The organism is Azospirillum argentinense, from assembly GCF_000632475.1.
Taxonomy (GTDB): Bacteria; Pseudomonadota; Alphaproteobacteria; order Azospirillales; family Azospirillaceae; genus Azospirillum; species Azospirillum baldaniorum.
This window is the reverse complement of sequence record NZ_CP007793.1, coordinates 1,346,583-1,370,679: the sequence shown is the minus strand read 5'-3', so window position 1 is coordinate 1,370,679 and position 24,097 is coordinate 1,346,583. Positions and strand designations below refer to the sequence as shown.

Genomic DNA, 24,097 nt, shown 5'->3' with positions numbered 1-24,097 from the left:
AGTCCCTCGTGGGCTCGGCCTTTTCTCATAGCGGAATTCTTCTCCACCGCTTCCGGCATCATCCGAAGGAACGAGCGTTCCGACCGAAGGCCCGATGCCGCCGCGCCTCTCCCGGCGTTACAATCCCACCGGATGCCCTTCGAGTCGGGATTGCGCCTGTTCAGCGGTGGAGGCGACCCATGACCCTACTCCCTCTCAACTTCCGGCCCCTTACGTCCAAGGGTGGCACTCCACGGCCCAACGGCCGGCAGGAGGACAGTGGCTGGGTTGGCGCGGTGGCGATCATCGTCCTGTCCATGGCGGTGGCCATCGCCCTGCTCGGCGTTGATTGGCACCGCATGCTGGTCCCCGGTGACGCGGTGCTGCCGGAAAACCAGCGCTCCATGGTGGTCGCACCGATGCCGCGCTGAACCGGGAGGCCTGATGGCCCGACAATTGGTCGGACCATCCTCCGCGGCTGGTCTATCGCGGTTGCGGGTCGTCGTAGATCAGGCGGTTGTCCGCGGCCTCGCCTGCAGGGTCACCGATGTCGCGTTTCCATTCGCCGCACCAGTCTGTGGACAGGGTGATCGGAAAGCGCCCTTCGGTGTCGCGCGGGGTCACCTGCGGCGGAAAACGGCGGCACAAGCCCTTCGGTCCCCTCTGGCGGATGCCCTGCCCTTCCCAGAACAGGCAGGTGTAGCAGTTGTCGATTCGCTTCATCGTGGGGACGCGCTCCTTGCTTCAACAGCGGCGTCCCGGCCCGACGACCCGGCCCGGGAGCGGCGGCAGTGTCGGTCAGCCGCCCCCTCCGCGTCGATGAAGAAATGCGCGCCGGTGTCGGCGGGGGCGCGTCACTCGTGCCGTGGCTTGCCTTTGCGCATGTCGTCGGAGTGCTGGACGTAGAAGGCCTTGATTTCGGCATCCAGTTCGAGCTTCCGGCGTTCGCCGGACGAACCGGCGGGTTCGTCGGCGAGACGTTGGAACTCCGCCACCGCCTGTTCGAGTTCGCGTTCGCTGTTGATCGGCATCGGTCCCGTCCTTCGTCGTGTCGTTGCTGCGGGTAACGTTGCCGGCGGGCGGAGGTTTCATGACCCGGACAAGTCCGCCCCCGTCGAATCAGGGAACCCCTTGATGGACGCGCGCTGGCGCTCATGTTTAATCCGGGGTTCGAGCAATCCGGCGTCCCGCCCGACTCGACTCCGGCAAGGGAGGGAAGCATGACGGGTCGCTGGCGCCGCATCCCCTGGACGATGACCTGTTTTGCGACCTGCCTTGCAGCCTTCCTTTCAGTGATTGTCCCGGTCACCGCGGCACGGGCGGACCAGCTCGACGCGGCGAAGCTGTCGGGTGCCCTCGTCCGCATCTCCGCCACCATTCTTCCCGACAGCCAGAGCGCTCGCTCGCTCGGCACGGAGCGCGAGGGGACCGGCGTCGTCATCGACGGGTCCGGGCTGATCCTCACCATCGGCTACACGATCCTGGAGGCGTCGCAACTCCAGGTCACCACCGGCGAGGGGCGCGGCTATCCCGCGGAGTTCGTGGCCTACGATCAGGCCAGCGGATTCGGGCTGCTGCGCGCCGGCATGGGCTTCAGCGCCGCGCCCGTCCGGCTCGGTGACTCCGACGCGATCAAGGAAGGGGAGCGCGCCATGGTGCTCACCCGCCAGGGATCCACCGGGGTGCAACCGGTGCTGATCGCCGCGAAACGCGAGTTCGCCGGCTATTGGGAGTATCTGCTGGACGAGGCGATCTTCACCACCCCGCCGATCATGGGATTCAACGGCGCCGCCCTGATCGATCGCAAGGGCGAACTGGTCGGGATCGGCTCGCTGATCGTGCGCGACGCAGTGCCGGCCCATGGCGGCATCCCTGGCAACATGTTCGTTCCGGTCTCCGCGCTAAAGCCGATCCTGGCCGATCTCCTGGCCTTCGGACGGCGGCAGGAGCCGGCGCGCCCCTGGCTGGGCGTCACGCTGCGCGAGGAACAGGGCCGCCTGATGGTCGAACGGGTCACCCCGCAAAGCCCGGCTGCGACCGTGGGAATCCAGCCGGGCGACATGATCGTCGGGGTCGCCGGCCAGCGGCCGAAGGGGCTGGCGGATTTCTACCGCAAGGTCTGGGGTCTCGGGCCGGCCGGCGTCACCGTGCCGCTGGAACTCCTGCGCGGTCCCAAGCTGGAGCCGGTCGCCGTCCCCTCCGCCGACCGCTACAGCACGCTGAAGCTGAACCCGACCTTCTGAGAGACCCTTTGGCCGCCTCGCCCCGGACCGGCGGATGCGCTACATCCTTGGACCGTGCTCGCCCAAGCCAAGGAGTCCCCGCCCGTGGATCACCCGGACATCGAGATCCAAGAAAAGAAGAGAGCCTACAACGGCTATCTGAAGGTCGACGTCTATCGCCTGCGCCACAGGAAGTTCGACGGCTCCTGGACCGGTGTCCTGCCGCCGCGCGAGGTCTGCGTGCGCGGTCAGGCCGTCGGCATCCTGCTCTACGATCCGGACCGCGACAGCGTCGTTCTGATCGAGCAGTTCCGGGTCGGCGCCGCCTCCACCGGTGGGCAGGCGTGGCTGACGGAGATCGTCGCCGGCCTGTTGGACGAAGGCGAGACACCGGAGGAGGTCGCACGGCGCGAGGCCACGGAAGAGGCTGGCTGCACCGTTCGGGATATTGAGATCATCTGCGACTATTATCCCAGCCCCGGCGCCTTCGACGAGCATGTCACCGTCTTCTGTGGCAGCGTGGACAGCCGGGGACTCGCGGAAACGGGCGGGCTGGCGGAAGAGCATGAGGACATCCGCATCATGGTCGTGCCGGCCGACGAGGCGATTTGTCTGCTCGACGAGAACCGGCTGAACAATTCCATCGCCATCATCGCGCTGGGCTGGTTCGCGCGGAACCGCGACCGGTTGCGCAGTCAGTGGCGTGGGAAATAGAGGACGTTGAGAAACAGAAAGAACGATTCGATCTCGTTCAATGCTGCATTTCACAAGCCGACCTTGAATTCCCTGGTGCGCAATCCGATAGTGTTGCCCGGTTCATCATTCGATTCGGGAGACAGTTCGTGGACATCCGCACCGGCTTCATCGGCTCCATCGGCAACACGCCGCTGATTCGGCTGGAAGGGCCGTCGAAGGCCACGGGATGCGAGATCCTGGGCAAGGCGGAGTTCCTCAACCCCGGCGGCTCGGTGAAGGACCGCGCGGCCCTGGCCATCGTCCGCGACGCCGAACGCCGGGGCCTGCTGCGCCCCGGCGGCACCATCGTCGAAGGCACGGCGGGCAACACCGGCATCGGGCTGGCGTTGGTCGGCAACGCGCTCGGCTACCGCACGGTCATCGTGATGCCGGAGACGCAGAGCCAGGAGAAGAAGGACATGCTGCGCCTGATCGGCGCCGACCTTCGTCTGGTGCCGGCGGTGCCCTACTCCAACCCCGACAACTATGTCCGCTATTCGGGCCGGCTGGCCGAGGAACTGGCGATGACCGAGCCGAACGGCGCCGTCTGGGCCAACCAGTTCGACAATGTGGCGAACCGCGAGGGCCACCGCCTGACCACCGGTCCGGAAATCTGGACCCAGACCGAGGGGCGGATCGACGCCTTCACCTGCGCGGTGGGCAGCGGCGGCACGCTGGCCGGCGTCGGGCTGGCTCTGAAGGAGCGCAACCCGGACGTCCGCATCGTTCTGGCCGACCCGATGGGCGCCTCCCTCTACCATCACTACGCCCATGGGACGCTGAAGGCCGAAGGCAGCTCCATCACCGAAGGCATCGGCCAGGGCCGCATCACCGCAAACCTGGAGGGCGCTCCGGTCGATCAGGCGCTGCAGATTACCGACGAGGAAGCCCTGCCGGTCATCTTCGACCTGATCAAGTCGCAGGGTCTGGTTCTGGGCGGCTCGTCGGGCATCAACGTCGCGGCGGCCATCCGCATCGCCAAGGAGATGGGGCCGGGTCACACCGTCGTGACGATTCTCTGCGACGGAGGGCAGCGCTACCAATCGAAGCTCTTCAATCCGGAGTTCCTGCGTGAGAAGAATCTGCCCGTGCCTGATTGGCTGGATTCGTAAACGCACCTGAGGTCCCATGGAGCTGATCTTCCGCGAGGACGCCTACGCCACCTCCTGCACCGCCACCGTGACATCCGCGGACGAGCGGGGCATCCGTTTGGACCGGACGGTCTTCTACCCCAACGGCGGCGGCCAGCCCGGCGACACCGGGCTGCTGCGCGTCGCCGGTGCCACGCTGCGCATCGTCGACACGGTGAAGGGCGACGGGCCGGACGACGTCCTTCATGTGCCCGAGCCTGGTGCGGCCCTGCCCGCCCCCAGCACCCCGGTGGAAGCCGAGATCGACTGGGACCGCCGGCACCGCCACATGCGGATGCACACGGCGCTGCACCTCGTCTGCGCGGTCCTGCCCGGCGCCTCGATCACCGGCGCCCAGGTCGGGGCGGAGCGCAGCCGGGTCGACTTCAACGTGCCGACCGAGGGGCTCGACAAGGAAGCCATCGCGGCGGCCCTGAATCGGTTGGTCGCTGCGGACACGCCGGTCGGCTCGCTGTGGATCACCGACGAGGAGCTGGACGCCAACCCCGAGCTGATCCGCACCCTGACGGTCAAGCCGCCGCGCGGCCACGGCCGCGTCCGGCTGGTGGACATCGCCGGGGTTGACCGCCAGCCCTGCGGCGGTACCCATGTGAAGCGGCTGGGCGAGATCGGCGGGCTCGACGTCGTGAAGATCGAGAACAAGGGCAAGCAGAACCGGCGCGTGATCGTCGCGCTGCGGGACTGAACGGGGAGGACATCGTATGACCGATTCGCACACCACACTCACCCTCCCCGGCCCGATCGTCCCGACGGGCTGGCTGGCCGAACGGCTGGGCCAGCCGGGCCTGCGCGTCCTCGACGCCTCCTGGTTCATGCCCGGCTCCGACCGCGACCCGGGTGCCGAGTTCCTGGAGCGGCACGTCCCCGGCGCCGTGCGCATCGACATCGACGATGTGGCGCAGCCGGACACCCACCCCCTGCCGCACATGGTGCCGGACGAGGCGACCTTCGCGGCCAAGGTCGGGGCGCTCGGAGTCGGCAGCGGCGACACGGTGATCGTCTATGACAGCGCCGGCATGGCCACCGCCGCCGCGCGCGTCTGGTGGATGTTCCGCCTGTTTGGGCATGGCCGCGTGGCCGTGCTGGATGGCGGCCTGCCGAAATGGATCGCCGAAGGCCGGCCTCTGGAATCCGGTCCGGCCGCCCCGACCCCGGCGGCGTTCACGGCGGCGCTGCGACCCGGCCTTCTGCGCCGGGCCGACGAGGTTCTCGCCAACATCGACTCGCGGGTCGATCAGGTGGTGGACGCCCGGGCCGCGAACCGCTACGAGGGCGCCGTCACCGAACCCTGGCCGGGCCGCCGCAGCGGGCGCATCCCCGGCAGCCTCAACCTGCCCTTCAACGAGCTGGTCGACGCGGAGAGCAAGACCCTGCTGCCGCCGGAAGCCATCGCGGAGCGGGCGAAGGGCGCCGGCCTCGATCTGGAGCGTCCCATCGTCGCCTCCTGCGGCAGCGGCGTGACCGCCTGCGTGCTCGCGCTCGGGCTGGCCGCGGCCGGCAAGGAGGATGTGGCCGTCTATGACGGGTCCTGGGCGGAATGGGGCCTGCGCCCCGATCTGCCTCTGGAAACCGGACCGGTGAATCAGTGACCGAAGCGCTGAGCATCCGCCACTACGAGGCGGCGGACCGCGACGACGTGGTGGCGCTGTGGACCGCCTGCAACCTCGTGGTGCCGTGGAACGACCCGGTCACCGACATCGCGCTCGCCGTGTCGAAGCCGAACGCCACGATCCTGATCGGCCGCGACGGGGACCGTACCGTGGCGTCCGTCATGGTCGGTCATGACGGGCACCGCGGCTGGTTCTACTACTTGGCGGTCGATCCCGCCTGCCGCGGACACGGGCACGGCCGGGCGATGGTCCGGGCGGCGGAAGGCTGGCTGGTGGAGGCAGGCATTCCCAAGGCGCAACTCATGGTGCGCGCGACGAACCACGCCGTGGTGGCGTTCTATGAGCGGCTGGGCTATGCCACCGGTCCCGTTACCGTGATGCAGAAATGGCTGAAGACCGATTCTCCCTGACGCCGCCTCCCCGGACGTCCCTGTCGCAGTCCCGGATCGTGGCGCCGGTGCCGCCCGGCTGCCTGTCCGTCATCGTCACCTATCTGGAGATGAAGGCCCCACCGGCCCACGCGCCCCTGCCCCGCCCGGCGGGTGACGTGGCGCTGGTGCGGGCCAACCCGCCGACCGCCTCCTATTACCGCTATCTCTACGACACGGTGGGCGAGCCCTGGCTGTGGCACGAGCGGCGGCGCATGCCGATGCCGGAGTTGGGGCGCGTCGTCACCGATCCGCGGGTCGAAATCTGGGTCCTCTACGTGAACGGTACGCCGGCCGGCTACGCCGAGATCGACCGGCGGGAGGACGACACCGATCTGGCCTATTTCGGGCTGATCCCCGATTTCATTGGCCTGAAGCTCGGCCCCTGGCTGCTTGACACGGCGATCCGGCTGGCCTGGCAGGGCGGGACGAAGCGGCTTCTCGTCAACACCTGCACCTTCGACCACCCGAAGGCGCTGCCGCTCTACCAGTCGATGGGGTTCGTGCCCATCCGGCATGTGACCCGCGAGATCCGTGATCCGCGCCTCCTCGGCTGGCTGCCGCGGACCTCGGCCCCGCACATTCCGATCAACGAGTGACGGGCCGCCCCGGCCCGCTCTCCGCCGTTCCGAACGCCAGGACACCGACGCCATGACGAAAGGCATTCTGTTCGCGTTCCTGGCCTTTGCCTTCTTCGCCTGGGGCGATGCGCTGGTGAAGGCGATCGGGCATGGGCTGGACCCCTTCGAGGTCACTTTCTTCGCCTACATCCTGCCGTTGCTGCTCTCCCCGGTCTTCATGACCAAGGGCGACCGGGTCGGCGACCTGCTGCGCTGGAACCGGCCCTGGCTGATGACGGTGCGGCTGGTCTTCGTGGCGGCCTCGACCCCGCTCAGCGTCATGTCGTTCCGAAGCCTTCCCTTTGCGGAAGCCTTTGCGATGATCTTCCTGATGCCCAGCCTGGTGACGCTGCTGTCGATCGTCATGCTGAAGGAGCCGGTGCGCTGGCGCCGGCGGCTGGCCATCGGAGCGGCCTTCATCGGCGTGCTGATCGTCGCCCGCCCCGGCTTCCGCGAACTGCTGCCCGGCCATTTCGCGGCGCTGGGCTGCGCCTTCAGCTCGGCCGTCGTGGTCATCACCGGGCAGATGATCGGGCATACGGAAAAACGCTTCACCCTGATCGGAACCGTGTTCCTGTCGACTGCCGTCGCGTCTGGCCTGCTGATGATCCCCGGTTTCGAGTGGCCGACGCGCGAGCAGTGGATTCTGACGGTGGGTTTCGCCACCACGACCTTCGCCGCCCAGGCTTTGTTCACCCTGGCCGCCGCCTTCGCCCCGGCCGACCGGGTGGGGGCGGCCCAGTACAGCCAGATCCTATGGGCGCTGGCCATCGGGGCGATCTTCTTCGACGAGTGGCCGGACCTGCTGTCGTTGGTCGGCATCGTGATCGTCGTCGGCTCCGGGCTGTTCATCTTCGCCCGCGAGCACGCCCGGCATCCCGACCCTATCCCCGAACCGGTTCCCGATTTGGAGCCGGATATCAGCTCAGAATCTCTCCCAGAGCCGCGACCAGAGCCCGGTTTTCGTCCTCCCGCCCGACCGTGATGCGCAGGCAGTCGGCCAGCCCGTAATCCTGGGTGGGCTTCACCAGAATGCCGCGGCGCGCCAGATGGTCGAGCACCGCCTGGACGCCGAGCGACGGGTCGGTCGGGATGCGCGCCAGGATGAAGTTGCAGACGCTGGGATAGACGCGCACGCCGAGCTGCTCCAGCTCGTGGCTCAGCCAGGGCAGCCACGCGCTGTTGTGGGCGAAGGTCGCCTCCTCATGCTCGGTGTCGCCGACGGCGGCCTCCGCCGCGGCCTGGGCGGCGATCCCGACGTTGAAGGGGCCGCGCGTCTGGTTGACTGCCTCGATCACCCCCGCCGGACCGTAGGCCCAGCCGACGCGCAGCCCGGCCAGCCCGTGCAGCTTGGAGAAGGTGCGCACCATCAGCACGTTGTCGGAATTCTCGACGATCGCCGTTCCATCGCTGTAGTTGTCGCGGCGGCAATAGTCGGCGTAGGCCGAATCGAGCACCAGCAGCGTGTGCGACGGCAGGCTGGCGCGCAGCCGCAGGACCAGCTCCGACGGTATGTAGGTGCCGGTGGGGTTGTTCGGGTTGGCGAGGAAGCAGAGCTTGGTCTTCTCGTTCGCCCGGTCGATCATCGCCTCGACATCGACGACCAGATCGCGTTCCGCGGCGATCACCGGCGTCGCCCCGGCGGCGCGGATCGCCTTCATGAAGCCGCGATAGCCGTGCTCGTGGCACAGCACCTCGTCTCCCGGCCCGGCGAAGGCCTGGGTCACGAGGTGGATCATCTCGTCGGAGCCGTTGGCGCAGGTGATGTGGCCGGCGTCCAGATCGTAGCGCCGGGCGATGGCGTGGCGCAGGCGATCCTGCGACCAGTCGGGATAGCGGTGGATTTGCGCCGCCATGTGGCGGTAGGCGGTGAGCGCCTTCTTGCCGGGTCCCAGCGGATTGACCGTCAGCGACAGATCGACCCAGGCGGCGCCGTCCTCCGGTGGTCGGGCGGGACGGTAGGGCTTGATCTGGCCAATTCCAGGACGGGGACTCAGCAGCTCCATCAGGCAGGCTCCGTTGTGCATAGCGGCAGACAGCACGAACGGACTGCATTCAACCCGAAACCGGGGCAACCCGCCAGCGTTCCTTGCGGGTTGCGCTGGTTTACCGCGCCGGAACAAGCCGTTCCGGCGCGGTTATGAGCATCAGTGGTTCAGGATCTGGCTGAGGAACAGCTTCGTCCGGTCCGACTGCGGGTGGTTGAAGAACTCGTTGGGCGTGTTCTGCTCAACGATCTCGCCGCGGTCCATGAAGATCACGCGGTCGGCGACCGACTTGGCGAAGCCCATCTCGTGCGTGACGCAGAGCATGGTCATGCCGTCCTCGGCCAGACCGATCATGACGTCCAGAACCTCCTTGACCATCTCGGGGTCCAGCGCGGAGGTCGGCTCGTCGAACAGCATGACCTTCGGGCTCATGCACAGCGAGCGGGCGATCGCCACGCGCTGCTGCTGCCCGCCGGAAAGCTGGCCGGGGTACTTGTGCGCCTGCTCGGCGATGCGCACCCGCTTCAGGTAGCGCATCGCCATCTCTTCCGCCTCGGCCTTCGGCTTCTTGCGGACCCAGATGGGGGCGAGCGTGCAGTTCTCCAGCACGGTCAGGTGCGGGAACAGGTTGAAGTGCTGGAACACCATGCCGACTTCGCGGCGGACCAGCTCGATGTTCTTCAGGTTGCCGGTCAGCTCGATGCCGTCGACGACGATGGAGCCCTTCTGGTGTTCCTCAAGCCGGTTCAGGCAGCGGATCATGGTCGACTTGCCGGAACCCGAGGGGCCGCAGATCACGATCCGCTCCCCCTTGGCGACCGACAGGTCGATGTTCTTCAGGACGTGAAACTCGCCGTACCACTTGTGCACGCCCTGGCACTGGATGATCGCCTCCCCTTTCGGGAAGCTGCGCGCGGCGCCGGCGGTTTGGGCCATGGTCATCTCTTTTCCCCTTCCCTCAGCGACGGTGACCGCGACGCAGGTCGCGTTCGAGCTTTTGGCTGTATTTGGACATCGAGTAGCAGAACACCCAGTAGATCACGCCGATGAACAGGTAGGCCTCGCGGTAGAAGCCGCGCCAGGCCGGATCGGAGAGCGCCGCCTTGGCGGTTCCCAGCAGGTCGTAGAGGCCGATGATGATGACCAGCGACGTGTCCTTGAAGAAGCTGATGAAGGTGTTCACCAGCGGCGGGATGGAGATGGCGAGCGCCTGCGGCAGGATGATCTTGCCCATTGCCTGCCAGTAGTTCAGGCCGAGCGCGTCCGCCGCCTCGTACTGGCCCTTCGGAATGGCCTGGAGACCGCCGCGGATCGCTTCCGCCATGTAGGCGGCGGCGAACATGATGAAGGCGATCTGGGCGCGCAGCAGCTTGTCGAAGTTTACACCGGTCGGCAGGAACAGCGGGAACATCACCGACGCCATGAACAGCAGGCTGATCAGCGGCACGCCGCGGATCAGCTCGATGTAGGTCACCGAGATCACGCGGATGGCCGGAAGCTGCGACCGCCGGCCGAGCGCCAGCAGGACGGACGCCGGGAAGGCCACGGACAGGCCAACCACCGAGAGCATCAGGGTCAGCGGGAGGCCGCCCCACAGCGTGTTCTCGACGTAGGTCAGGCCGAGCACGCCGCCCCACATCAGCACGCCCACCGCGGTCAGGCCGGCGATCCAGACGAGGGCCAGCCAGGGCTTCCAGAAGCGGCGGTCGCAGCTCGCCAGCACCAGCGCGATGATGATCACGATGGTGATCAGCGGCCGCCACTGCTCGTCGTACGGGAAGGTGCCGAACATGACGAAGCGCAGCTTCTCGCTGACGAAGGTCCAGCAGGCGCCGCCCTCCTGCCGGCACACCTGGGGCGGCGTGCCGAAGCTGTTGGCGCTGAAGATCAGCCAGTCGAGAAGCGGCGGGATCGCCTTGAACAGCAGCCAGGCGATCAGGATGGTCAGGAGCGCGTTGTACCAGGTGTTGAACAGGTTGTTGCGCAGCCACGCCACGGGGCCGACGGTGTTGGACGGCGGACGCTCGTCGGGGATGCTTCCGGTGGGGACGTTGCCGGTATGGACGTTGTCTGTCATGGCCGTCAGCGCTCCACCAGCGCGATGCGCTTGTTGTACCAGTTCATGAAGATCGAGATGCCCAGGCTGATGACCAGATAGGTGCCCATGATCATCGCCACGCCCTCGATCGCCTGACCGGTCTGGTTCAGCGTCGTGTTGGCGATCGACACCAGATCCGGGTAGCCGATGGCGAGCGCCAGGGAGCTGTTCTTGGTCAGGTTCAGATACTGGCTGGTCAGCGGCGGCACGATCACCCGCAGGGCCTGCGGCAGGACGACGAGCCGGAGCGTCTTGCCGCTGTCGATGCCGAGCGCCCTTGCGGCTTCCGTCTGGCCCCAGTTGACCGCCAGGATGCCGCTGCGCACCACCTCGGCGATGAAGGCCGCGGTGTAGACGACCAGACCGACCAGGATCGCGAAGAACTCCGGAGTAAGGACCACGCCGCCGACGAAGTTGAAGCCCTGCAGCTTCGGTACGTCCAGCGCCGTCGGCGCGCCACCGGCGATGTAGGCGATCAGCGGCAGGCCGATCAGCAGACCCAGGCTGGCCGTTCCGATCGGGAAGGGTTGCCCCGTCCGCTCCTGCCGGGCCTTGGCCCAGCGCCGCAGAAAGATCACGGCGATCACCGCGATGGCGAGCGCGAAGCCCATCGTGCCCCACACCGGGTCGGCGGAGGGCACCGGCACGAACAGGCCGCGCTGCGACAGGAACACGCCGGGAATCGGGTTCAGCGCCTGCCGCACCGGCGGCATGCTTTCCGAGACCAGCGCGTACCAGAAGAAGAGCTGGAGCAGCGGCGGGATGTTGCGGACGATCTCCACATAGGTGGAGGCCAGCTTGGCGATCAGCCAATTGCTCGACAGGCGGGCGACGCCGATCAGCGTGCCCAGCACGGTCGCCAGCACGACGCCGATGATCGACACCTTCAGCGTGTTCAGCACGCCGACCAGGAAGGCCCGGCCGTAGCTGTCCCTCGGATGGTAGTCGATCAGGCTCTCACCGATGCCGAAGGAGGCCTCACGGTCCAGGAATCCGAATCCCGTCGCGATGGACCGCTTCGACAGGTTGTCGAGCGTGTTGTGGATAAGGAACCAGCCGACCGCGATGACGATGCCGACCACCAGAACCTGGTAGAACACGGCACGGACCGTCGGGTCGCTGAGGGAAAATGAAACACCGCCAGGCGCGCTTGGGCGCGCGGTGTCCCGGGTCTCGCTGGCCACGGTTCTCTCCCCTCACCAGCATGGCATAAGGGCGTCGGCCGCCTCCCGAACGTCCGCCGCAACTTGCGCCACGTATATCGTCTCCCAAACGGGCCTGCGGCACGGGCCTTGATTCTTGTCGCCCTGCAACCGCCCTGCCCGTCGTCAAAAAAGGAAGGACCGCGGGCCTCCCTGTGGTCCGCGGTCCCCCTTTCCGTCCTCAGCGGATCGGCATCGCGTACTGCAGACCGCCGTTGGTCCACAGCGCGTTCAGACCGCGCTCCAGCTTCAGCGGGGTCTTCGTGCCGACGTTGCGCTCGAAGATCTCACCGTAGTTGCCCATGGTCTTGATGATGTTGTAGGCCCACTTCTCGTCCAGGCCCAGCGCCTTGCCCATGCCCGGCGAGGTGCCGAGGATGCGCTGGATCTCCGGGTTCTTGCTGTTCACGAACTCGTCGACGTTCTTGGACGTGATGCCCATCTCTTCGGCCTGGATCGTGGCGTAGACGGTCCACTTCACCACATCGAACCACTGGTCGTCACCATGGCGGACGGCGGGGGCCAGCGGCTCTTTGGAGATGATCTCCGGGAGGATGATGTGGTCGTCCGGAACCGGGGCCACGCCGGCGCGGGTGCCGGCCAGGCCGGAGGCGTCGGTCGTCAGCACGTCGCAGCGGCCGGCGAAGTAGGCGGCGTTCACCTCGTCGTTCGACTCGATGACGACCGGGTTGTAAGACATGTTGTTGGTGCGGAAGTAGTCCGCCAGGTTCAGTTCGGTCGTGGTGCCGGCCTGGACACAGACGGTGGCGCCGTTCAGCTCCTTGGCGCTCTTCACGCCGAGCTTCTTGTTCACCATGAAGCCCTGGCCGTCATAATAGGTGACCGGGGCGAAGTTCAGGCCGACCGAGGTGTCGCGGGTCAGCGTGACGGTGGTGTTGCGCGACAGCAGATCGACCTCGCCCGACTGGATGGCGGGGAAGCGTTGCTGGGCCGACAGCGGGGTAAACTTGACCTTGTTGGGGTCGTTGAACAGCGCAACCGCGACCGCGCGGCAGTAATCGACATCGAGACCGGTCCAGTTGCCCGAGCTGTCGGGGTTGCCGAAGCCCGGAAGGCCGGCGTTCACGCCGCACTGAACGAAGCCGCGGCCCTTGACGGCGTCCAGCGTCGGACCGGCCTGGGCACCGGTGACGGCGCCGAACACCACGGCCGCGGCAGCAGCGGCGAGGATTCCCGATTTCATATTAAGCTCCACCCTGTTCTTGCGTTTTTACGCTTAGGTTCATGCATTGCGCGCTCCGCATGGCGGACACGCGCGTGTGACAAGAGTGCACCAACAGCATCCGGCTTGTCGAATCATCCTTAAGCCGTGCATTTGGCTTGGTTATCCCTTACAGAGGCTTAGGGAAAAGAATCTTTGGCGGCCGGGTCCATCCTGGAATGTCGGGATACGACCGCCATCACTGTTGTTGCGGGAAGACCCATGAAAGACGCACGAAAAGATACGGTCCTCGGACATGCCGGGCGCAGCCCGCGCGAGAATCACGGAATCGTGAATCCGCCGGTCTACCACTGCTCGACGGTGCTGTTCCCGACGCTGGAGGATCTGGAAGCAGGCGACCAAGCTCCTTTCGACCGCATCAACTATGGGCGCATCGGGACTCCGACCACGCTGGCCTTTGAGCAGGCCATCGCGGAGCTTGAGGGCGCCTATCGCGCGGTCAACACCGGCTCGGGCCTGAACGCCATCGCAACGGCGCTCTTCGCCTTCACCAAGACGGGCGACCATGTCCTGATCACCGACAGCGCCTACGGTCCGACCCGCCGATTCGCCAACGACACGCTGGTCCCCTACGGCGTGGAGGTCGAGTATTTCGATCCCACCATCGGCGCCGGCATCACCGGGTTGCTGAAGCCGAACACCAGCGTGGTGTTCCTCGAATCGCCGGGTTCCCTGACCTTCGAGGTGCAGGACGTCCCGGCCATCGCCGCCGCGGCCAAGACGGTGGGCGCCACAGTGATGATCGACAACACCTGGGCCACCCCCCTCTTCTTCCAGCCATTGCAGCATGGGGTGGACGTGTCGATCCACTCAGCCACCAAATACATCGTCGGCCACGCCGACGCGATGCTGGGCGTGATCTCCTGCGCCAACGAGGCGCAATGGCTGGCCGTGAAAAAGGCCGCCACGCGGACGGGCACCTGCGCCGGCCCGGACGACATCTATCTGGGGCTGCGCGGCCTGCGCACCCTGGCCGTCCGTCTGAAGCAGCATGAGGCAAGCGCGCTCGCCCTGGCCGAGTGGCTGTCGAAGCAACCCGAGGTCACGCGCGTCCTGCATCCGGCCCTCCCGGACTGCCCGGGCCATGAACTGTGGAAGCGCGACATCGGGCGCTCCTCCGGCCTGTTCTCCATCGTCATGAACGCCGTGCCGAAGCCTGCTCTGTCGGCCATGCTGAACTCGCTGGAGCTGTTCGGGATGGGCTACAGCTGGGGCGGGTTCGAGAGCCTGATCCTGCCGGCGCGCCCTGCCGCCGTCCGCACGGCGACCCGCTGGACCGATCCCGGCACCATGCTGCGCCTGCACGCCGGGCTGGAGGACGCGGACGATCTCATCCGCGACCTGGACGGCGCCTTCGCCCGCCTGAGGGCCGCCCTGTAACGGGTGGGTCCCAACGAGCGCACACACACGAGGATTGAACATCATGACGGACGCCACCGCGCCCGGGGCACCCATCGAGCCGTCGTTCGATGACGTGATCGCCGCCATCAGCTTCAACGCCGACGGGCTGGTCCCGGCCATCGCCCAGGCGGAAGGAAGCGGCGAGATCCTGATGATGGCCTGGATGAACCGCGACGCCGTGCTGGAAACGCTGCGCACGGGGCGCGTCTGCTATTGGTCGCGGTCCCGCAAGGGGTTGTGGCGCAAGGGCGAAACCTCCGGCCAGATGCAGCGGCTGAAGGATTTCCGCGTCGATTGCGACGGCGACACCCTGCTGGTGATCGTGGAGCAGGACGGCGTGGCCTGCCACACCGGGCGGCGCAGCTGCTTCTACCGCGCGCTGCGCGATGGAAAACTGGAAATTATTCAGGATGTTGAGACCGATCCTTCGGTTCTCTACGGACACACGCATAAGTAAGACGCTAAACCTTCGCTGCAATGCGAAAAGTGTTTGATCTATGTCAACGTAGCCCGGGGCGGGAAGAGGTAGAAAGCTCTTGTCTCTAACCCTCCCTGTATTCGCCTATGCCGGGGGTTCCAATGGAACCCTCGGCTATTTTTTTATCCAAAGTCAAAGCCGGTCCGGTTGCAGCGGATCGATAAAATTATCGCAGATTGATACAGATCAACGAAGCGGGTCGTCCGAACAGTTAAACAGTCCTTGTCTCTAACCCTCCCTGTATTCACTTAACCGGAGATCCACTAGATCTCCGGTTTTTTCTTTTGCGGGTGGTGGAGATCGGAATTGCGTTACGGGCGGTGCCGCGTGCGGGACCAGCGCATGACCGCTCCGATGACGGACAGCGGAACGACGATCACCGCTCCGATCAGAATATAGGGCAGCGCCCAATGGAACATGTCCGCGGCGAGCCGGGCGATGTCCTGGATGGTGGCCCAGCTGTTGGTCAGGATGCTGGCCGGATTGATGTCCAGGAAGGACAGAACCAACCCGACCACGAAGCACAGCAGAAGCGTTCTGACGACCCAACCCACCAAGACATCACCTCGTATTGACGCCGAACGGCGTGGGATTGATCAAGCGCCCCGTGAAACGCCACCGGCACGGAGACCGTTCCTTGCGGTAGATGGTTACGGCGGTGGCGCATGAGAACGCCTTAGCCCCGCCTCACGCAGACGCTTTCGAGTTATCCCCATTTTCTGTGGATAACTTTGCGGATGAGTCTCCAAGCCTGTTGGGGTGGCGTTAACTTGTCTCTATGCACTCAAATTGGGTGTGGTCATCGCGACGCGAAACCATTGGATACACTGCACATCGTCAGCGTTATACCGCAACCATAGGCTTCGCATTGCCTTTGCCTACGGCAATAGGGATATGGGGATAACTGTGTTGACCATTTTGGGAATCGACAGAGGGTCCGCTGACGATGGCCAGCGGACCGCCCAGAACGGTGATGGAGGAATGGTGCTGCGGAGAAAGGTGGCGACCCCAGCAGGATTCGAACCTGCGACCTATCGCTTAGAAGGCGATTGCTCTATCCAACTGAGCTATGGGGCCCCGGTCCGGATCAGAATCGCGGACGGTCCATACGGAAGTTGTCGGCGTAGTTGCGCGGACGGACGCGGCGCACCGGCGCATCCTGGACCGTGTAGTCCCAGCCCTTGCGCTGGGCGAAGGCAACCGCCTCCTCCGACGTCTCGAAACCGATGCGCACCTGGTTCAGCGTGTCGCCGGAGCTGATCCAGCCCATCAGCGGCTCCGGACGGCGCGGGGTTTCGATCTCGTACTCGAGCAACCAACGATGCGTCTTGGCACGCCCGGACTGAGTGGCCGCTTTGCTCGGCTGGTAGATCCGGACCTTCATGACGCGGCATCTCCTCTGATACGTGCGTGGTGCATCGTTCGAATTTCGTTGGTCGGGGCGCCCGGATTCGAACCGGGGGCCTCCAGTACCCAAAACTGGCGCGCTGACCAGACTGCGCTACGCCCCGACGTCGCGCAGTGGAATACACGAACCCTGCGCGGACGGCAAGACGCTGCCGCATCTATCCCGCAGGGTGGACCTTCCGTATGATGCCGCCCCTTTCGACCGCGTCGGCCACCCCTTCCGTGAACACCTCTTCCCCGCCCCGTCTCGCCGTCTTCGTGTCCGGGCTGGACGACACCCCGGCCGGACGCGCCGCCGTGGCTCTGGCCGATGCCCTGCGGCTGTGGGGGTATGGGATTGACGTCATGGCCCCCATGGGAGGTGGACCGTTGCGGGCGGCGCTGCACCCCGGCATCGGCCAGATCGACCTTGCCAAGCGCCACACCGGCACTTCCGTCCTCGCTCTCGCGCGGATCGTCGCGGAGCGGCGGCCGGCCGGGCTCATCGGGGTGGGAGGGGATGCCGGACTCGTCGCCCTCGGCGCCGTCCGGCTGGCGCGGCAGGGCACGCCCGCGGCGGTGCTGGAGGACCAGCCGCCGTCCGACGACGGGGTGCGGCGCGTCTTGCGGGCGTGGCTGCACCCCCATGCCTGCATCGTGGTGAGCGGCGCCACCACGCCCCCCGAGGAGGCCGCCCGGCTGGTGCTGACCGCCTTCGGGTTGCCCGGTGAGGCTCGTTAGCGCCGCGGCGCCGTCACTTCGCGGTGCCGAAGGCCGCGTGCGCCACCCGGTCGCCCGGACGGATCCCCAGACGCGCGCTCATGCCGCCGTTGATTTCCAGAATGCCCTTCACCGGACCGGCGGAGTTCACCGCGTCCAGCGATTGCGGGACGGCGTTGGCGTGGATGTTCACGATCCGGCCGTCCGTGCCGATGAAGATCATGTCGAGCGGGATCAGCGTGTTCTTCATCCAGAAGCTGGCCGGCTGCGGGCGGTCGTAGATGAACAGCATGCCGGAGTCGGCGGCCATCTTCTCACGGAACATCAGCCCCTGCGCCTGCTGCGCCGGGGTTTCCGCCAATTCCACGTCGAAGCGGTACTTGCCGCCGCCCGCCGTCTCGACGGTCAGAGAGGAGCGCGCGAAGCTCTCCAACGCCGCCGCCGGCAAGGCCGACAGCAGAATCGCGGCCCCCATCAGAAGCCCGCCCAAAAGGCCACGCACAGCCCGTCCGATCATCGCGACCAACCCATTCCTTGACGTTCAGAGCTTGGACGATGCCGCCGTGATGTGCGGCTGTCCAGCGGCCTCTTCGACGGCGTTACGCCGCCGTCCGGTCGGTGGCGGTGGTGTAGATGTCCTTGGTCAATGGCTTGACCTGCTTGATCTGATAGCCGGGTCGGGCGCTGAAGCGGCGGATGGCGCGCTCCCCGGCCTCCCGGTCGCTTTCGGCCCAGACGAGATAGTCGCGCCCGCGCGCCCATTCGACGGCCAGCGGGTGCAGGGCGTCGATCTCGCCGATCTGTGTGTTGACGACCGTCACCAGCCACTCCTTGTCGTTGGGGTTGCGCCGGTCGGTCAGGATCAGGAGCTGGGGCCGCTGCTTGGTCTGCGCCTCGGACAGGCGCCGCTGGATGTCCGACTGTTTGCGGCGCGCCTCGACCGTGTCGGCCATGCACTCGTCGATCTCCGTGACGAGGTTCTCCTCCTCGCGCTGGAGCCGGCGGATCGTCGCTTCCAGCTTGCTGGTGGAGTCCTTGGCGGCGCGCATCCGGCTGCGGCTCTGCGCCACCTGAGCATCGACCGCCAGCAGCACGTTGCCCAGCCACGCCCCGATGGCGATGATCCCCAGGATGATGAGGAAGTTGATCATCATGACGCGGGTGCCCTGATCCGGCCGGGGTTTGGGCGGCCCTGAGTCTTCTGGAACGTCTTGGTGAAGCCCATCTTGAAGGGGAACGCCACCTCGACGAGCTGCTTGGCCTCCTCCGCGTTGGACGCCCAGACCTCCGCCACGTTGGCGCAGCGCCAGATCGGGTTGACCTGGGACTTGTCCCCGCCGGAGGACGCCTTCTCTTGGGCGAGGTTCACCAGGAACTTCGACAGACCAGCCTTGGGATCGCCCACCTCATGCACGAACACGGGCGGCTGGAGCGCGATCTCCGCGATCGCCCGCTCCATCTTGCGGTTTTCGGTTTCCGCGCGGTGCTTCTCGGCGGACACCTGATTGCGCCGCTGCACCTTGACGTTCACCCGGTCCTGAAGCTCGTGGATTTCCGAATGCAGGACGTAAATGCGGTTCTCAAGCTGGCCGATTCCTGCGGATCGATGGAGAAAATCGGGCAGGAAACGCTTCAGCATCATGGCGACCGGAACGGCGGCCAACATCATTGCGGCGATGGTCAGCAGGAGCAAGGTGGTGTTGGACATCGGCGGCCTGCCCCCTCTCCTTCTCTCCAGCTCCCGGTCCCCAGCATGACGTGGCTGGTTGGATCGGCCTGCGGACAGCGCGAGTCGCGCGAATCAGGCTGGCCGATTCGTCCCAATACGTCAACTGCGTGACATATGCGAATGAAAAACTTTCCAAAGATTATCCAGTGCGGACCATCTTCGCGATTGCCGCAGCGGCAACGCGACGCACCTCGTCGCGCAGCGGGCCGGGACGTGGCGCGTCGGCGAGCGTGGTGAACCAATGCTCCGGCGGGTTGCGCCCGGCGGCGCGCGACCAGGACAGCGACCGCAGAACGCCTTCCGCCTCGGGCGTCGGCCGCACCGCCGGGTCGATGCCGTTCAGCACCGCCCAGATTCCTGCCCAGCAGCGCCCGACAGACCAGGGATTGTAGCCCCCGCCCCCAACCACCATCAGGCGCGGTGCCAACCCCATCAGAGCGCGCGCCGCCCGCCACAGCGCGCCGTTCGACAGCTCCAGCCGGCTCAGCGGGTCCTCGGCCAGCGCGTCGGCTCCGGTCTGGATGACCAGCGCCTGGGGGTGGAACGCTTGCCCCAGCGGCAGGATCACCGTCTCCAGAAGGTAATCCATCTCCGTGTCGTTGAACGCCGGCGGCACCGGCAGGTTGACGGCCATGGCGCCCGGGCGATCCTCCGCCTTGCCGGTGAAGGGCCAGCGCCCGTCCTCGTGGACCGACAGGGTCAGCACGCGGTCGTTGTCGGCAAAGGCATCCTCCACCCCGTCGCCGTGGTGGGCGTCGAGATCCACGTAGAGCACCCGGTCGATCCCGGAATCGAGCAGGGCCAGGATGCCCAGCACTGGAGCGTTGAGGTAGCAGAAGCCGCTGGCCCGCCCCGGACGGGCGTGGTGGGTGCCGCTGGCCGGGCTGTAGACGATGCCGGCCGGCTGCTCTGCCAGCAGACGCCCGGCCAGGATGGCCGCACCGGTGCTGATGGCGGGGCGGCGGTACATTTCGGGAAAGACGGGATTTTCCAGCCGGCCGAGGTTGTAGCGCTCCCCCGTTTCGGCATCCACCCGCTGGTCCGCCTCCGCACGGTGGAGGGCGGCGATGTAGTCCGGGCTGTGGAAGCGGCCCAGTTCCTCCGGCGTCGCAAACGGGCTGTCGCGGTAGACCGCGTCGGGCAGCCAGCCCATGGCGCGGCTGAGGTCGATGGCGGTGGACACCCGCGGAATGGCCAGCGGGTGCTTCGCGCCGTAGCTGGAGCCCCGGTAGATCTCGCTGCCGAGAAACAGCGGGATGGCGGGAAACGCTGGCTGAAGTTCGTTCGGAAAATCGGTCGGCATGGGGTGGAGAGGTGGAGCGGCGACGCCCGTCCGTCAACGTCTCGTGCACAGGGGCCCTTGTCGTGGCCGCGCAGCGATCTCTTTTCTTGAGGGGTATGGGCGAAAACATCCGCGGGGGAGGCACGGCATGGACGGTGCGTGGCGTCTGGCGGGGGTGGCCGTTGCGATTCTCGTGGCTGGCGGAGCGGGAGCGCCGGCTCTGGCCGACACGCCGGTCGATCTGGAACTGGTGCTGGCCGTGGACGTGTCCGGCAGCGTTGACGCCGAGGAAGGCCGTCTCCAGCGCGAGGGCTACGTCGCCGCCCTCACCGACCCGAAGATACAAGCGGCGATCCGCGGCGGTCCCTTCGGGCGCATCGCCGTCACCTACGTCGAATGGGCCGGCGACAGCTTCCAGCGCATCACTGTGCCCTGGACCCTGCTGAGCGACCACGGCAGCGTCGAAGCCTTCGCCTCCTCCATCGCCGAATCGCCCACCCTCAGCGCGCAGTGGACCTCGATCAGCGCGGCCATCGACTTCAGCGCCCGCCTGTTCAACGACAACGGATTCGAAGGGACGCGGCGGGTCATCGACGTGTCGGGCGACGGTGTCAACAACCGCGGCCGTCCCGTGCAATGGGCGCGCGACGAGGCGGTCGCCGCCGGGATCACCATCAACGGCCTGCCGATCCTCAACGACCGGCCCAATCCCTGGGGTGGGGCGGCACCGACGAACCTCGACGGCTATTACGAGGAGCATGTGATCGGCGGACCCGGCGCCTTCCTGGTGCCCGCGGTCAGCTTCGAAGCCTTCGCCGACGCCATCCTGAGCAAGCTGCTTCTGGAAATCTCCGGCCTCACCCCAGATCCCGGCTCGGGCGCACGCACCGGCCTCGCCAGCCGTTAGCCGGATCGTTGCCAGATTGGCTCAACAAACATTACCTATGGAGGGCCGGTCATCCGGTTCGAAACCTGCGAGCGAGACCATGCCGATCAAGACGATCCTGCTGCACATGTCGAACGACGACCGCCATTCCCAGCGGCTGGAGGCCGCTGTCGGTCTGGCCAGGCGCTTTTCCGCCTTTGTCGAGGTGCTGTTCGTCGCCACGCCGGTGTCCATGCCCGCCGCGGTAACCGGCCGCGCCGCGTCCTACGCCTACATCGCGGAGGCCACGGCCATCGCCCACGAGAAGGCCGAACAGATCGAGCAGGAGGTTCGGCAGGCGCTGAAGGACTGCTCCTACTCCTGGACGATCGAGGAAGGCGACCATGTGGAGCTGCTGGCCGCCCGCGCCGTCTACGCCGACCTCGCCGTGGTGACGCAGAGCCACGACGACGAGCGCGGCGACCGGGTGGCGCTCCAGGTGCCCGACCGGCTGCCGCTGACCAGCCCCTGCCCCACGCTGGTCCTGCCCTACGCCACGCCGTCCGCAGCGGCCATCGGGCGTCACGTGGTGATAGCCTGGAAGAACACGCGGGAGGCCGGACGCGCCGTGCGCAACGCCCTGCCCTTCCTGAAGGAGGCGGAGAGGGTCACCGTGGTCACCATCGACCCGCCGGGCCATGCGTTGGACAGCGGGCGCGATCTGATGATCTGGCTGGAGCGCCACGGCGTGCGAAGCCAGCATCAGGCCAACATCTTCCAGGGCGGCGATGTCGGCGACGTCTTGGTCAGCGCTTGCCGCGAGTTGGGCGGCGACCTGCTGGTGATGGGGTCCTACGGCCATTCCCGCCTGCGGGAGATGGTGCTGGGCGGCGCCACCCGGACAGTTCTGGCGAAGCTGGAAGTGCCGGTGCTGATGTCCCATTGACGGGGAAACGCCGGGCGGCGACGGGCCGCCCGGCGGATCGGACCTGCAGATCGGACCTGGAGCTAGAGGAAGAACACCCAGGTCACCAGAACGAACAGCGGCACCAGGATGCCGCAAGACCACAGCATGTAGCCGAAGAAGCTCGGCATCGCCACGCCGCGCTCCTCCGCGATGGCCTTGACCATGAAGTTCGGCGCGTTGCCGATGTAGGTGTTGGCCCCCATGAACACCGCGCCCGCCGAAATGGCCGCCAGCGTCACCGCCAGATCGCCCATCAGCACCTGCGCGTCGCCGCCCGCGGTGTTGAAGAAGATCAGGTAGGTCGGCGCGTTGTCGAGGAAGCTCGACAGGATGCCCGCCGCCCAGAAATAGGCCGCGGGGACCGGCTGGCCGTCCTGGTTCACCGCCGCGATGATGGCGCCCAGCGCGCCGTCCGTGCCCGCCCGCAGAATGGCGATGGCCGGGATGATGGTCAGGAAGATCGCGGCGAACAGCTTCGCCACCTCCAGGATCGGCCCCCAGGTGAAGGCGTTCAGGCGGCGGCTGTGCGCGCTGGTCAGCTTCAGCGACAGGCCGGTGATGCCGATAAGCAGCAGATTGCTGACGATCGTCTCCAGCGGCACCTGGATGTGGTAGATCTCCACCCCCACCCCCGGATGCCAGACGCCGCTGAGCAGCACCGCACCGACGATGGCGACGAGCAGGAGCAGGTTGACCGCTCCCTCGATCCGCACCGGCTCCCGCTCATGCACGCCCTCGATCAGCGGGTGCTTTCCGGGGTCCTTGGTGTGCAGGTAGAGGTCCACCACGAAGTAGATCGCCAGCAGGCAGCCCGACACCAGAACCATCGGCCAGAACAGATGGATGGTCGGCCAGAAGAAGCTGACCCCCTTCAGGAAGCCCAGGAACAGCGGCGGATCGCCCAGCGGTGTCAGGGAACCGCCGACGTTCGACACCAGGAAGATGAAGAAGACGACGGTGTGCACCTTGTGTCGCCGGTGCTCGTTGGCGCGGATCAGCGGGCGGATCAGCAGCATCGAGGCGCCGGTGGTTCCCATCAGGCTCGCCAGCAGCGTGCCCAGCCCCAGCCCCAGCGTGTTCGCCAGCGGCGTCCCCACCAGCGTCCCAGCGATCCGCACGCCGCCCGCCACCGTGAACAGGGCGGTCAGCAGCACGATGAAGGGGATATATTCGAGAAGCAGCGTGTGCAGCAGCTCGTAGGTGGCGAGCCCCGCCCCGAAGGTCAGCGCGAAGGGCAGCAGAAAGGCAATGGCCCATCCCGCGGCGACTTTGCCGAAATGATGGTGCCAGAAGGATGGCGCCAGCAGCGGCATCAGGGCGATGGACAGCAGAATCCCGACGAAGGGAATCACCCAGAAGACGTTCAGGTCGCGCCCGTCGAGATGCGGGGCGCCGGCCGCCTCCGCCGCCAGGGCCAGCCCCGGCAGTCCGGCGGCGGCGAGGCCGGCAAGGGCGGCCAGGGAACGGGTGAGATGTCGGTTCGGTCGGGCGTCGGTCATCATACGCATTCGGCTGTAATATCAGTTGCGCAAGTATGCGTCCCACCATGGCTTAAGCCAAGCCGGAACGGCCCTGCCGAATCCCCTTTGCGGCCGTGCGTGGACAGCGGGGTTACAGGCAGGGTTTGATTTCCAAAGGGCTTGGCACCGGTCCGTCGATCCAGCCGTGAAGCGGACGGCAGGCGCCGCCCGCGCACAACTCGTGGTCCGGGGTGAAGGAGGAAGCCGCCAGGACCAGCCGTTCCAGCGGCGGCACCGTCGGCACCCAGACCCACCAGCCGCCGGCCAAGCGGGACTCGGCGGGCGGCTCCATCCCGGCGCCGGTGCCCTTCACACGGGCCTCGGTCAGGACGAGACGTCCATCCTCGATGCGCCAGTCCTCCCGCCATTCGGTCTTTTCCACCGAATGGGCCCAGGACAGGGTGAAGGCGGGACCCGGCAGGGCGGCCAGAATCGCCCCACCAAGCGCCGACAGGCATAACGCCACGCTCATA

General features: G+C 66.7%; 29 protein-coding genes and 2 tRNA genes. 14 read left to right on the top strand and 17 right to left on the bottom strand.

Annotation, left to right across the window (positions count from 1 at the left end):
* The first annotated feature begins 179 nt into the window (after positions 1–179).
* Complete coding sequence (locus ABAZ39_RS35430; protein WP_137102931.1) at positions 180–410, top strand: hypothetical protein; 231 nt, start codon at positions 180–182, stop codon at positions 408–410.
* Between the two features lie 52 nt (positions 411–462).
* On the opposite strand, the gene ABAZ39_RS06490 is transcribed toward ABAZ39_RS35430, so the two are convergent.
* Positions 463–702, bottom strand: a complete 240-nt coding sequence (locus ABAZ39_RS06490) for a hypothetical protein (RefSeq protein ID WP_014240444.1) — start codon at positions 700–702, stop codon at positions 463–465.
* A gap of 131 nt (positions 703–833) precedes the next feature.
* Entirely contained in the window at positions 834–1,010 is a 177-nt protein-coding gene (locus ABAZ39_RS36475; protein ID WP_175429608.1) for a hypothetical protein, read from the bottom strand.
* A 189-nt stretch (positions 1,011–1,199) separates the two neighbouring features.
* Between ABAZ39_RS36475 and ABAZ39_RS06485 the strand changes: the two genes are divergently transcribed.
* From ABAZ39_RS06485 to ABAZ39_RS06450, 8 genes are all read left to right on the top strand, one after another.
* Positions 1,200–2,222 carry a S1C family serine protease gene (locus ABAZ39_RS06485; protein WP_051657839.1) on the top strand — a complete coding sequence of 341 codons (1,023 nt, stop codon included), beginning with the start codon at positions 1,200–1,202 and terminating at the stop codon, positions 2,220–2,222.
* An 84-nt stretch (positions 2,223–2,306) separates the two neighbouring features.
* On the top strand, positions 2,307–2,915 hold the full coding sequence (locus tag ABAZ39_RS06480; RefSeq protein ID WP_038530856.1) for an NUDIX domain-containing protein: 609 nt from the start codon (positions 2,307–2,309) through the stop codon (positions 2,913–2,915).
* Between the two features lie 128 nt (positions 2,916–3,043).
* Positions 3,044–4,048: a cysteine synthase A gene (locus ABAZ39_RS06475; RefSeq protein WP_038527810.1), complete on the top strand. Its 1,005-nt coding sequence runs from the start codon at positions 3,044–3,046 to the stop codon at positions 4,046–4,048.
* 16 nt (positions 4,049–4,064) lie between these two features.
* Entirely contained in the window at positions 4,065–4,772 is a 708-nt protein-coding gene (locus ABAZ39_RS06470; RefSeq protein WP_038527808.1) for an alanyl-tRNA editing protein, read from the top strand.
* A 16-nt stretch (positions 4,773–4,788) separates the two neighbouring features.
* The gene (sseA, locus tag ABAZ39_RS06465) at positions 4,789–5,676 is read left to right on the top strand and encodes a 3-mercaptopyruvate sulfurtransferase (RefSeq protein ID WP_038527805.1); all 888 of its coding nucleotides are present in this window, start codon (positions 4,789–4,791) and stop codon (positions 5,674–5,676) included.
* A complete protein-coding gene (locus ABAZ39_RS06460) occupies positions 5,673–6,107 on the top strand; it encodes a GNAT family acetyltransferase (RefSeq protein ID WP_038527803.1) in 435 nt (144 codons plus the stop codon). The genes sseA and ABAZ39_RS06460 overlap by 4 nt, the downstream gene beginning before the upstream one ends.
* Positions 6,083–6,724 carry a GNAT family N-acetyltransferase gene (locus ABAZ39_RS06455; protein ID WP_038527801.1) on the top strand — a complete coding sequence of 214 codons (642 nt, stop codon included), beginning with the start codon at positions 6,083–6,085 and terminating at the stop codon, positions 6,722–6,724. Before ABAZ39_RS06460 ends, ABAZ39_RS06455 begins: the two co-directional genes overlap by 25 nt.
* A 52-nt stretch (positions 6,725–6,776) precedes the next feature.
* Positions 6,777–7,730 carry an EamA family transporter gene (locus tag ABAZ39_RS06450; protein ID WP_038527799.1) on the top strand — a complete coding sequence of 318 codons (954 nt, stop codon included), beginning with the start codon at positions 6,777–6,779 and terminating at the stop codon, positions 7,728–7,730.
* Here the strand turns inward: ABAZ39_RS06450 and ABAZ39_RS06445 are convergent.
* The 5 genes from ABAZ39_RS06445 to ABAZ39_RS06425 all read right to left on the bottom strand — a co-directional run bounded on the left by ABAZ39_RS06445 (position 7,666) and on the right by ABAZ39_RS06425 (position 13,237).
* Positions 7,666–8,751 carry a pyridoxal phosphate-dependent aminotransferase gene (locus tag ABAZ39_RS06445; protein WP_038527797.1) on the bottom strand — a complete coding sequence of 362 codons (1,086 nt, stop codon included), beginning with the start codon at positions 8,749–8,751 and terminating at the stop codon, positions 7,666–7,668. The two genes, ABAZ39_RS06450 and ABAZ39_RS06445, sit on opposite strands and share 65 nt — an antisense overlap.
* A 141-nt stretch (positions 8,752–8,892) precedes the next feature.
* A complete protein-coding gene (locus tag ABAZ39_RS06440; RefSeq protein WP_038530854.1) occupies positions 8,893–9,669 on the bottom strand; it encodes an amino acid ABC transporter ATP-binding protein in 777 nt (258 codons plus the stop codon).
* Between the two features lie 22 nt (positions 9,670–9,691).
* Positions 9,692–10,810 (bottom strand): amino acid ABC transporter permease, encoded by a 1,119-nt coding sequence (locus tag ABAZ39_RS06435; protein WP_038527795.1) that lies wholly within the window; start codon positions 10,808–10,810, stop codon positions 9,692–9,694.
* A 5-nt stretch (positions 10,811–10,815) separates the two neighbouring features.
* Entirely contained in the window at positions 10,816–12,015 is a 1,200-nt protein-coding gene (locus ABAZ39_RS06430) for an amino acid ABC transporter permease (protein WP_038527793.1), read from the bottom strand.
* Positions 12,016–12,214: 199 nt separating this feature from the next.
* Complete coding sequence (locus ABAZ39_RS06425) at positions 12,215–13,237, bottom strand: amino acid ABC transporter substrate-binding protein (protein WP_014240430.1); 1,023 nt, start codon at positions 13,235–13,237, stop codon at positions 12,215–12,217.
* A 240-nt stretch (positions 13,238–13,477) separates the two neighbouring features.
* Here ABAZ39_RS06425 and metC point away from each other — a divergent pair, with 240 nt between their 5' ends.
* Positions 13,478–14,656: a cystathionine beta-lyase gene (gene metC / locus ABAZ39_RS06420; protein WP_038527791.1), complete on the top strand. Its 1,179-nt coding sequence runs from the start codon at positions 13,478–13,480 to the stop codon at positions 14,654–14,656.
* Positions 14,657–14,699: 43 nt separating this feature from the next.
* A complete protein-coding gene (hisI, locus tag ABAZ39_RS06415) occupies positions 14,700–15,134 on the top strand; it encodes a phosphoribosyl-AMP cyclohydrolase (RefSeq protein ID WP_038527789.1) in 435 nt (144 codons plus the stop codon).
* Between the two features lie 332 nt (positions 15,135–15,466).
* On the opposite strand, the gene ABAZ39_RS06410 is transcribed toward hisI, so the two are convergent.
* The 4 genes from ABAZ39_RS06410 to ABAZ39_RS06395 form a co-directional block, all read right to left on the bottom strand.
* Entirely contained in the window at positions 15,467–15,709 is a 243-nt protein-coding gene (locus tag ABAZ39_RS06410; protein ID WP_247881637.1) for a DUF6460 domain-containing protein, read from the bottom strand.
* A 446-nt stretch (positions 15,710–16,155) separates the two neighbouring features.
* Positions 16,156–16,232, bottom strand: a tRNA-Arg gene (locus ABAZ39_RS06405).
* Between the two features lie 10 nt (positions 16,233–16,242).
* Positions 16,243–16,539 carry an ETC complex I subunit gene (locus ABAZ39_RS06400; RefSeq protein WP_014240426.1) on the bottom strand — a complete coding sequence of 99 codons (297 nt, stop codon included), beginning with the start codon at positions 16,537–16,539 and terminating at the stop codon, positions 16,243–16,245.
* A 49-nt stretch (positions 16,540–16,588) separates the two neighbouring features.
* Positions 16,589–16,666: transfer RNA gene (locus ABAZ39_RS06395), tRNA-Pro, on the bottom strand.
* Positions 16,667–16,784: 118 nt separating this feature from the next.
* On the opposite strand from ABAZ39_RS06395, the gene ABAZ39_RS06390 reads away from it, so the two are divergent.
* Positions 16,785–17,282, top strand: coding sequence for a hypothetical protein (locus ABAZ39_RS06390; protein ID WP_144243465.1), 498 nt, complete (start codon positions 16,785–16,787; stop codon positions 17,280–17,282).
* Between the two features lie 13 nt (positions 17,283–17,295).
* Here the strand turns inward: ABAZ39_RS06390 and ABAZ39_RS06385 are convergent, their stop codons facing one another.
* The 4 genes from ABAZ39_RS06385 to ABAZ39_RS06370 all read right to left on the bottom strand — a co-directional run bounded on the left by ABAZ39_RS06385 (position 17,296) and on the right by ABAZ39_RS06370 (position 20,293).
* A complete protein-coding gene (locus ABAZ39_RS06385; protein WP_244439287.1) occupies positions 17,296–17,736 on the bottom strand; it encodes a DUF192 domain-containing protein in 441 nt (146 codons plus the stop codon).
* A 124-nt stretch (positions 17,737–17,860) separates the two neighbouring features.
* Positions 17,861–18,415, bottom strand: coding sequence for a hypothetical protein (locus ABAZ39_RS06380; protein WP_014240423.1), 555 nt, complete (start codon positions 18,413–18,415; stop codon positions 17,861–17,863).
* Positions 18,412–18,969 carry a hypothetical protein gene (locus ABAZ39_RS06375; RefSeq protein WP_038527784.1) on the bottom strand — a complete coding sequence of 186 codons (558 nt, stop codon included), beginning with the start codon at positions 18,967–18,969 and terminating at the stop codon, positions 18,412–18,414. The genes ABAZ39_RS06380 and ABAZ39_RS06375 overlap by 4 nt, the downstream gene beginning before the upstream one ends.
* A gap of 160 nt (positions 18,970–19,129) precedes the next feature.
* Positions 19,130–20,293 carry an acetoin utilization protein AcuC gene (locus ABAZ39_RS06370; RefSeq protein WP_051657837.1) on the bottom strand — a complete coding sequence of 388 codons (1,164 nt, stop codon included), beginning with the start codon at positions 20,291–20,293 and terminating at the stop codon, positions 19,130–19,132.
* Positions 20,294–20,420: 127 nt separating this feature from the next.
* On the opposite strand from ABAZ39_RS06370, the gene ABAZ39_RS06365 reads away from it, so the two are divergent.
* Positions 20,421–21,179, top strand: a complete 759-nt coding sequence (locus ABAZ39_RS06365; RefSeq protein ID WP_038527782.1) for a DUF1194 domain-containing protein — start codon at positions 20,421–20,423, stop codon at positions 21,177–21,179.
* 79 nt (positions 21,180–21,258) lie between these two features.
* Positions 21,259–22,083 (top strand): universal stress protein, encoded by an 825-nt coding sequence (locus ABAZ39_RS06360; protein ID WP_038527780.1) that lies wholly within the window; start codon positions 21,259–21,261, stop codon positions 22,081–22,083.
* Positions 22,084–22,145: 62 nt separating this feature from the next.
* Here ABAZ39_RS06360 and ABAZ39_RS06355 read toward each other — a convergent pair whose 3' ends face one another.
* Together ABAZ39_RS06355 and ABAZ39_RS06350 are read right to left on the bottom strand one after the other, a co-directional pair.
* Positions 22,146–23,603 carry a sodium:proton antiporter gene (locus ABAZ39_RS06355; RefSeq protein ID WP_162473407.1) on the bottom strand — a complete coding sequence of 486 codons (1,458 nt, stop codon included), beginning with the start codon at positions 23,601–23,603 and terminating at the stop codon, positions 22,146–22,148.
* A gap of 112 nt (positions 23,604–23,715) precedes the next feature.
* Positions 23,716–24,096: a DUF1850 domain-containing protein gene (locus ABAZ39_RS06350; RefSeq protein ID WP_038527778.1), complete on the bottom strand. Its 381-nt coding sequence runs from the start codon at positions 24,094–24,096 to the stop codon at positions 23,716–23,718.
* Between the last annotated feature and the right edge of the window lies 1 nt (position 24,097).

Bases quoted from the DNA above. Each gene is read 5' to 3' on its own strand.
- ABAZ39_RS06440 (WP_038530854.1), bottom strand. From the start codon at position 9,669: ATGGCCCAAACCGCCGGCGCCGCGCGCAGCTTCCCGAAAGGGGAGGCG.
- ABAZ39_RS06370 (WP_051657837.1), bottom strand. From the start codon at position 20,293: ATGCCGACCGATTTTCCGAACGAACTTCAGCCAGCGTTTCCCGCCATC.
- ABAZ39_RS06425 (WP_014240430.1), bottom strand. From the start codon at position 13,237: ATGAAATCGGGAATCCTCGCCGCTGCTGCCGCGGCCGTGGTGTTCGGC.
- ABAZ39_RS06450 (WP_038527799.1), top strand. From the start codon at position 6,777: ATGACGAAAGGCATTCTGTTCGCGTTCCTGGCCTTTGCCTTCTTCGCC.
- ABAZ39_RS06445 (WP_038527797.1), bottom strand. From the start codon at position 8,751: ATGGAGCTGCTGAGTCCCCGTCCTGGAATTGGCCAGATCAAGCCCTAC.
- metC (WP_038527791.1), top strand. From the start codon at position 13,478: ATGAAAGACGCACGAAAAGATACGGTCCTCGGACATGCCGGGCGCAGC.
- ABAZ39_RS06365 (WP_038527782.1), top strand. From the start codon at position 20,421: ATGGACGGTGCGTGGCGTCTGGCGGGGGTGGCCGTTGCGATTCTCGTG.
- ABAZ39_RS36475 (WP_175429608.1), bottom strand. From the start codon at position 1,010: ATGCCGATCAACAGCGAACGCGAACTCGAACAGGCGGTGGCGGAGTTC.
- ABAZ39_RS06470 (WP_038527808.1), top strand. From the start codon at position 4,065: ATGGAGCTGATCTTCCGCGAGGACGCCTACGCCACCTCCTGCACCGCC.
- ABAZ39_RS06490 (WP_014240444.1), bottom strand. From the start codon at position 702: ATGAAGCGAATCGACAACTGCTACACCTGCCTGTTCTGGGAAGGGCAG.
- ABAZ39_RS06375 (WP_038527784.1), bottom strand. From the start codon at position 18,969: ATGTCCAACACCACCTTGCTCCTGCTGACCATCGCCGCAATGATGTTG.
- ABAZ39_RS06455 (WP_038527801.1), top strand. From the start codon at position 6,083: ATGGCTGAAGACCGATTCTCCCTGACGCCGCCTCCCCGGACGTCCCTG.
- ABAZ39_RS06350 (WP_038527778.1), bottom strand. From the start codon at position 24,096: ATGAGCGTGGCGTTATGCCTGTCGGCGCTTGGTGGGGCGATTCTGGCC.
- ABAZ39_RS06400 (WP_014240426.1), bottom strand. From the start codon at position 16,539: ATGAAGGTCCGGATCTACCAGCCGAGCAAAGCGGCCACTCAGTCCGGG.
- ABAZ39_RS06380 (WP_014240423.1), bottom strand. From the start codon at position 18,415: ATGATGATCAACTTCCTCATCATCCTGGGGATCATCGCCATCGGGGCG.
- hisI (WP_038527789.1), top strand. From the start codon at position 14,700: ATGACGGACGCCACCGCGCCCGGGGCACCCATCGAGCCGTCGTTCGAT.
- ABAZ39_RS06435 (WP_038527795.1), bottom strand. From the start codon at position 10,810: ATGACAGACAACGTCCATACCGGCAACGTCCCCACCGGAAGCATCCCC.
- ABAZ39_RS06355 (WP_162473407.1), bottom strand. From the start codon at position 23,603: ATGACCGACGCCCGACCGAACCGACATCTCACCCGTTCCCTGGCCGCC.
- ABAZ39_RS35430 (WP_137102931.1), top strand. From the start codon at position 180: ATGACCCTACTCCCTCTCAACTTCCGGCCCCTTACGTCCAAGGGTGGC.
- ABAZ39_RS06485 (WP_051657839.1), top strand. From the start codon at position 1,200: ATGACGGGTCGCTGGCGCCGCATCCCCTGGACGATGACCTGTTTTGCG.
- ABAZ39_RS06385 (WP_244439287.1), bottom strand. From the start codon at position 17,736: ATGGGGGCCGCGATTCTGCTGTCGGCCTTGCCGGCGGCGGCGTTGGAG.
- sseA (WP_038527805.1), top strand. From the start codon at position 4,789: ATGACCGATTCGCACACCACACTCACCCTCCCCGGCCCGATCGTCCCG.
- ABAZ39_RS06360 (WP_038527780.1), top strand. From the start codon at position 21,259: ATGCCGATCAAGACGATCCTGCTGCACATGTCGAACGACGACCGCCAT.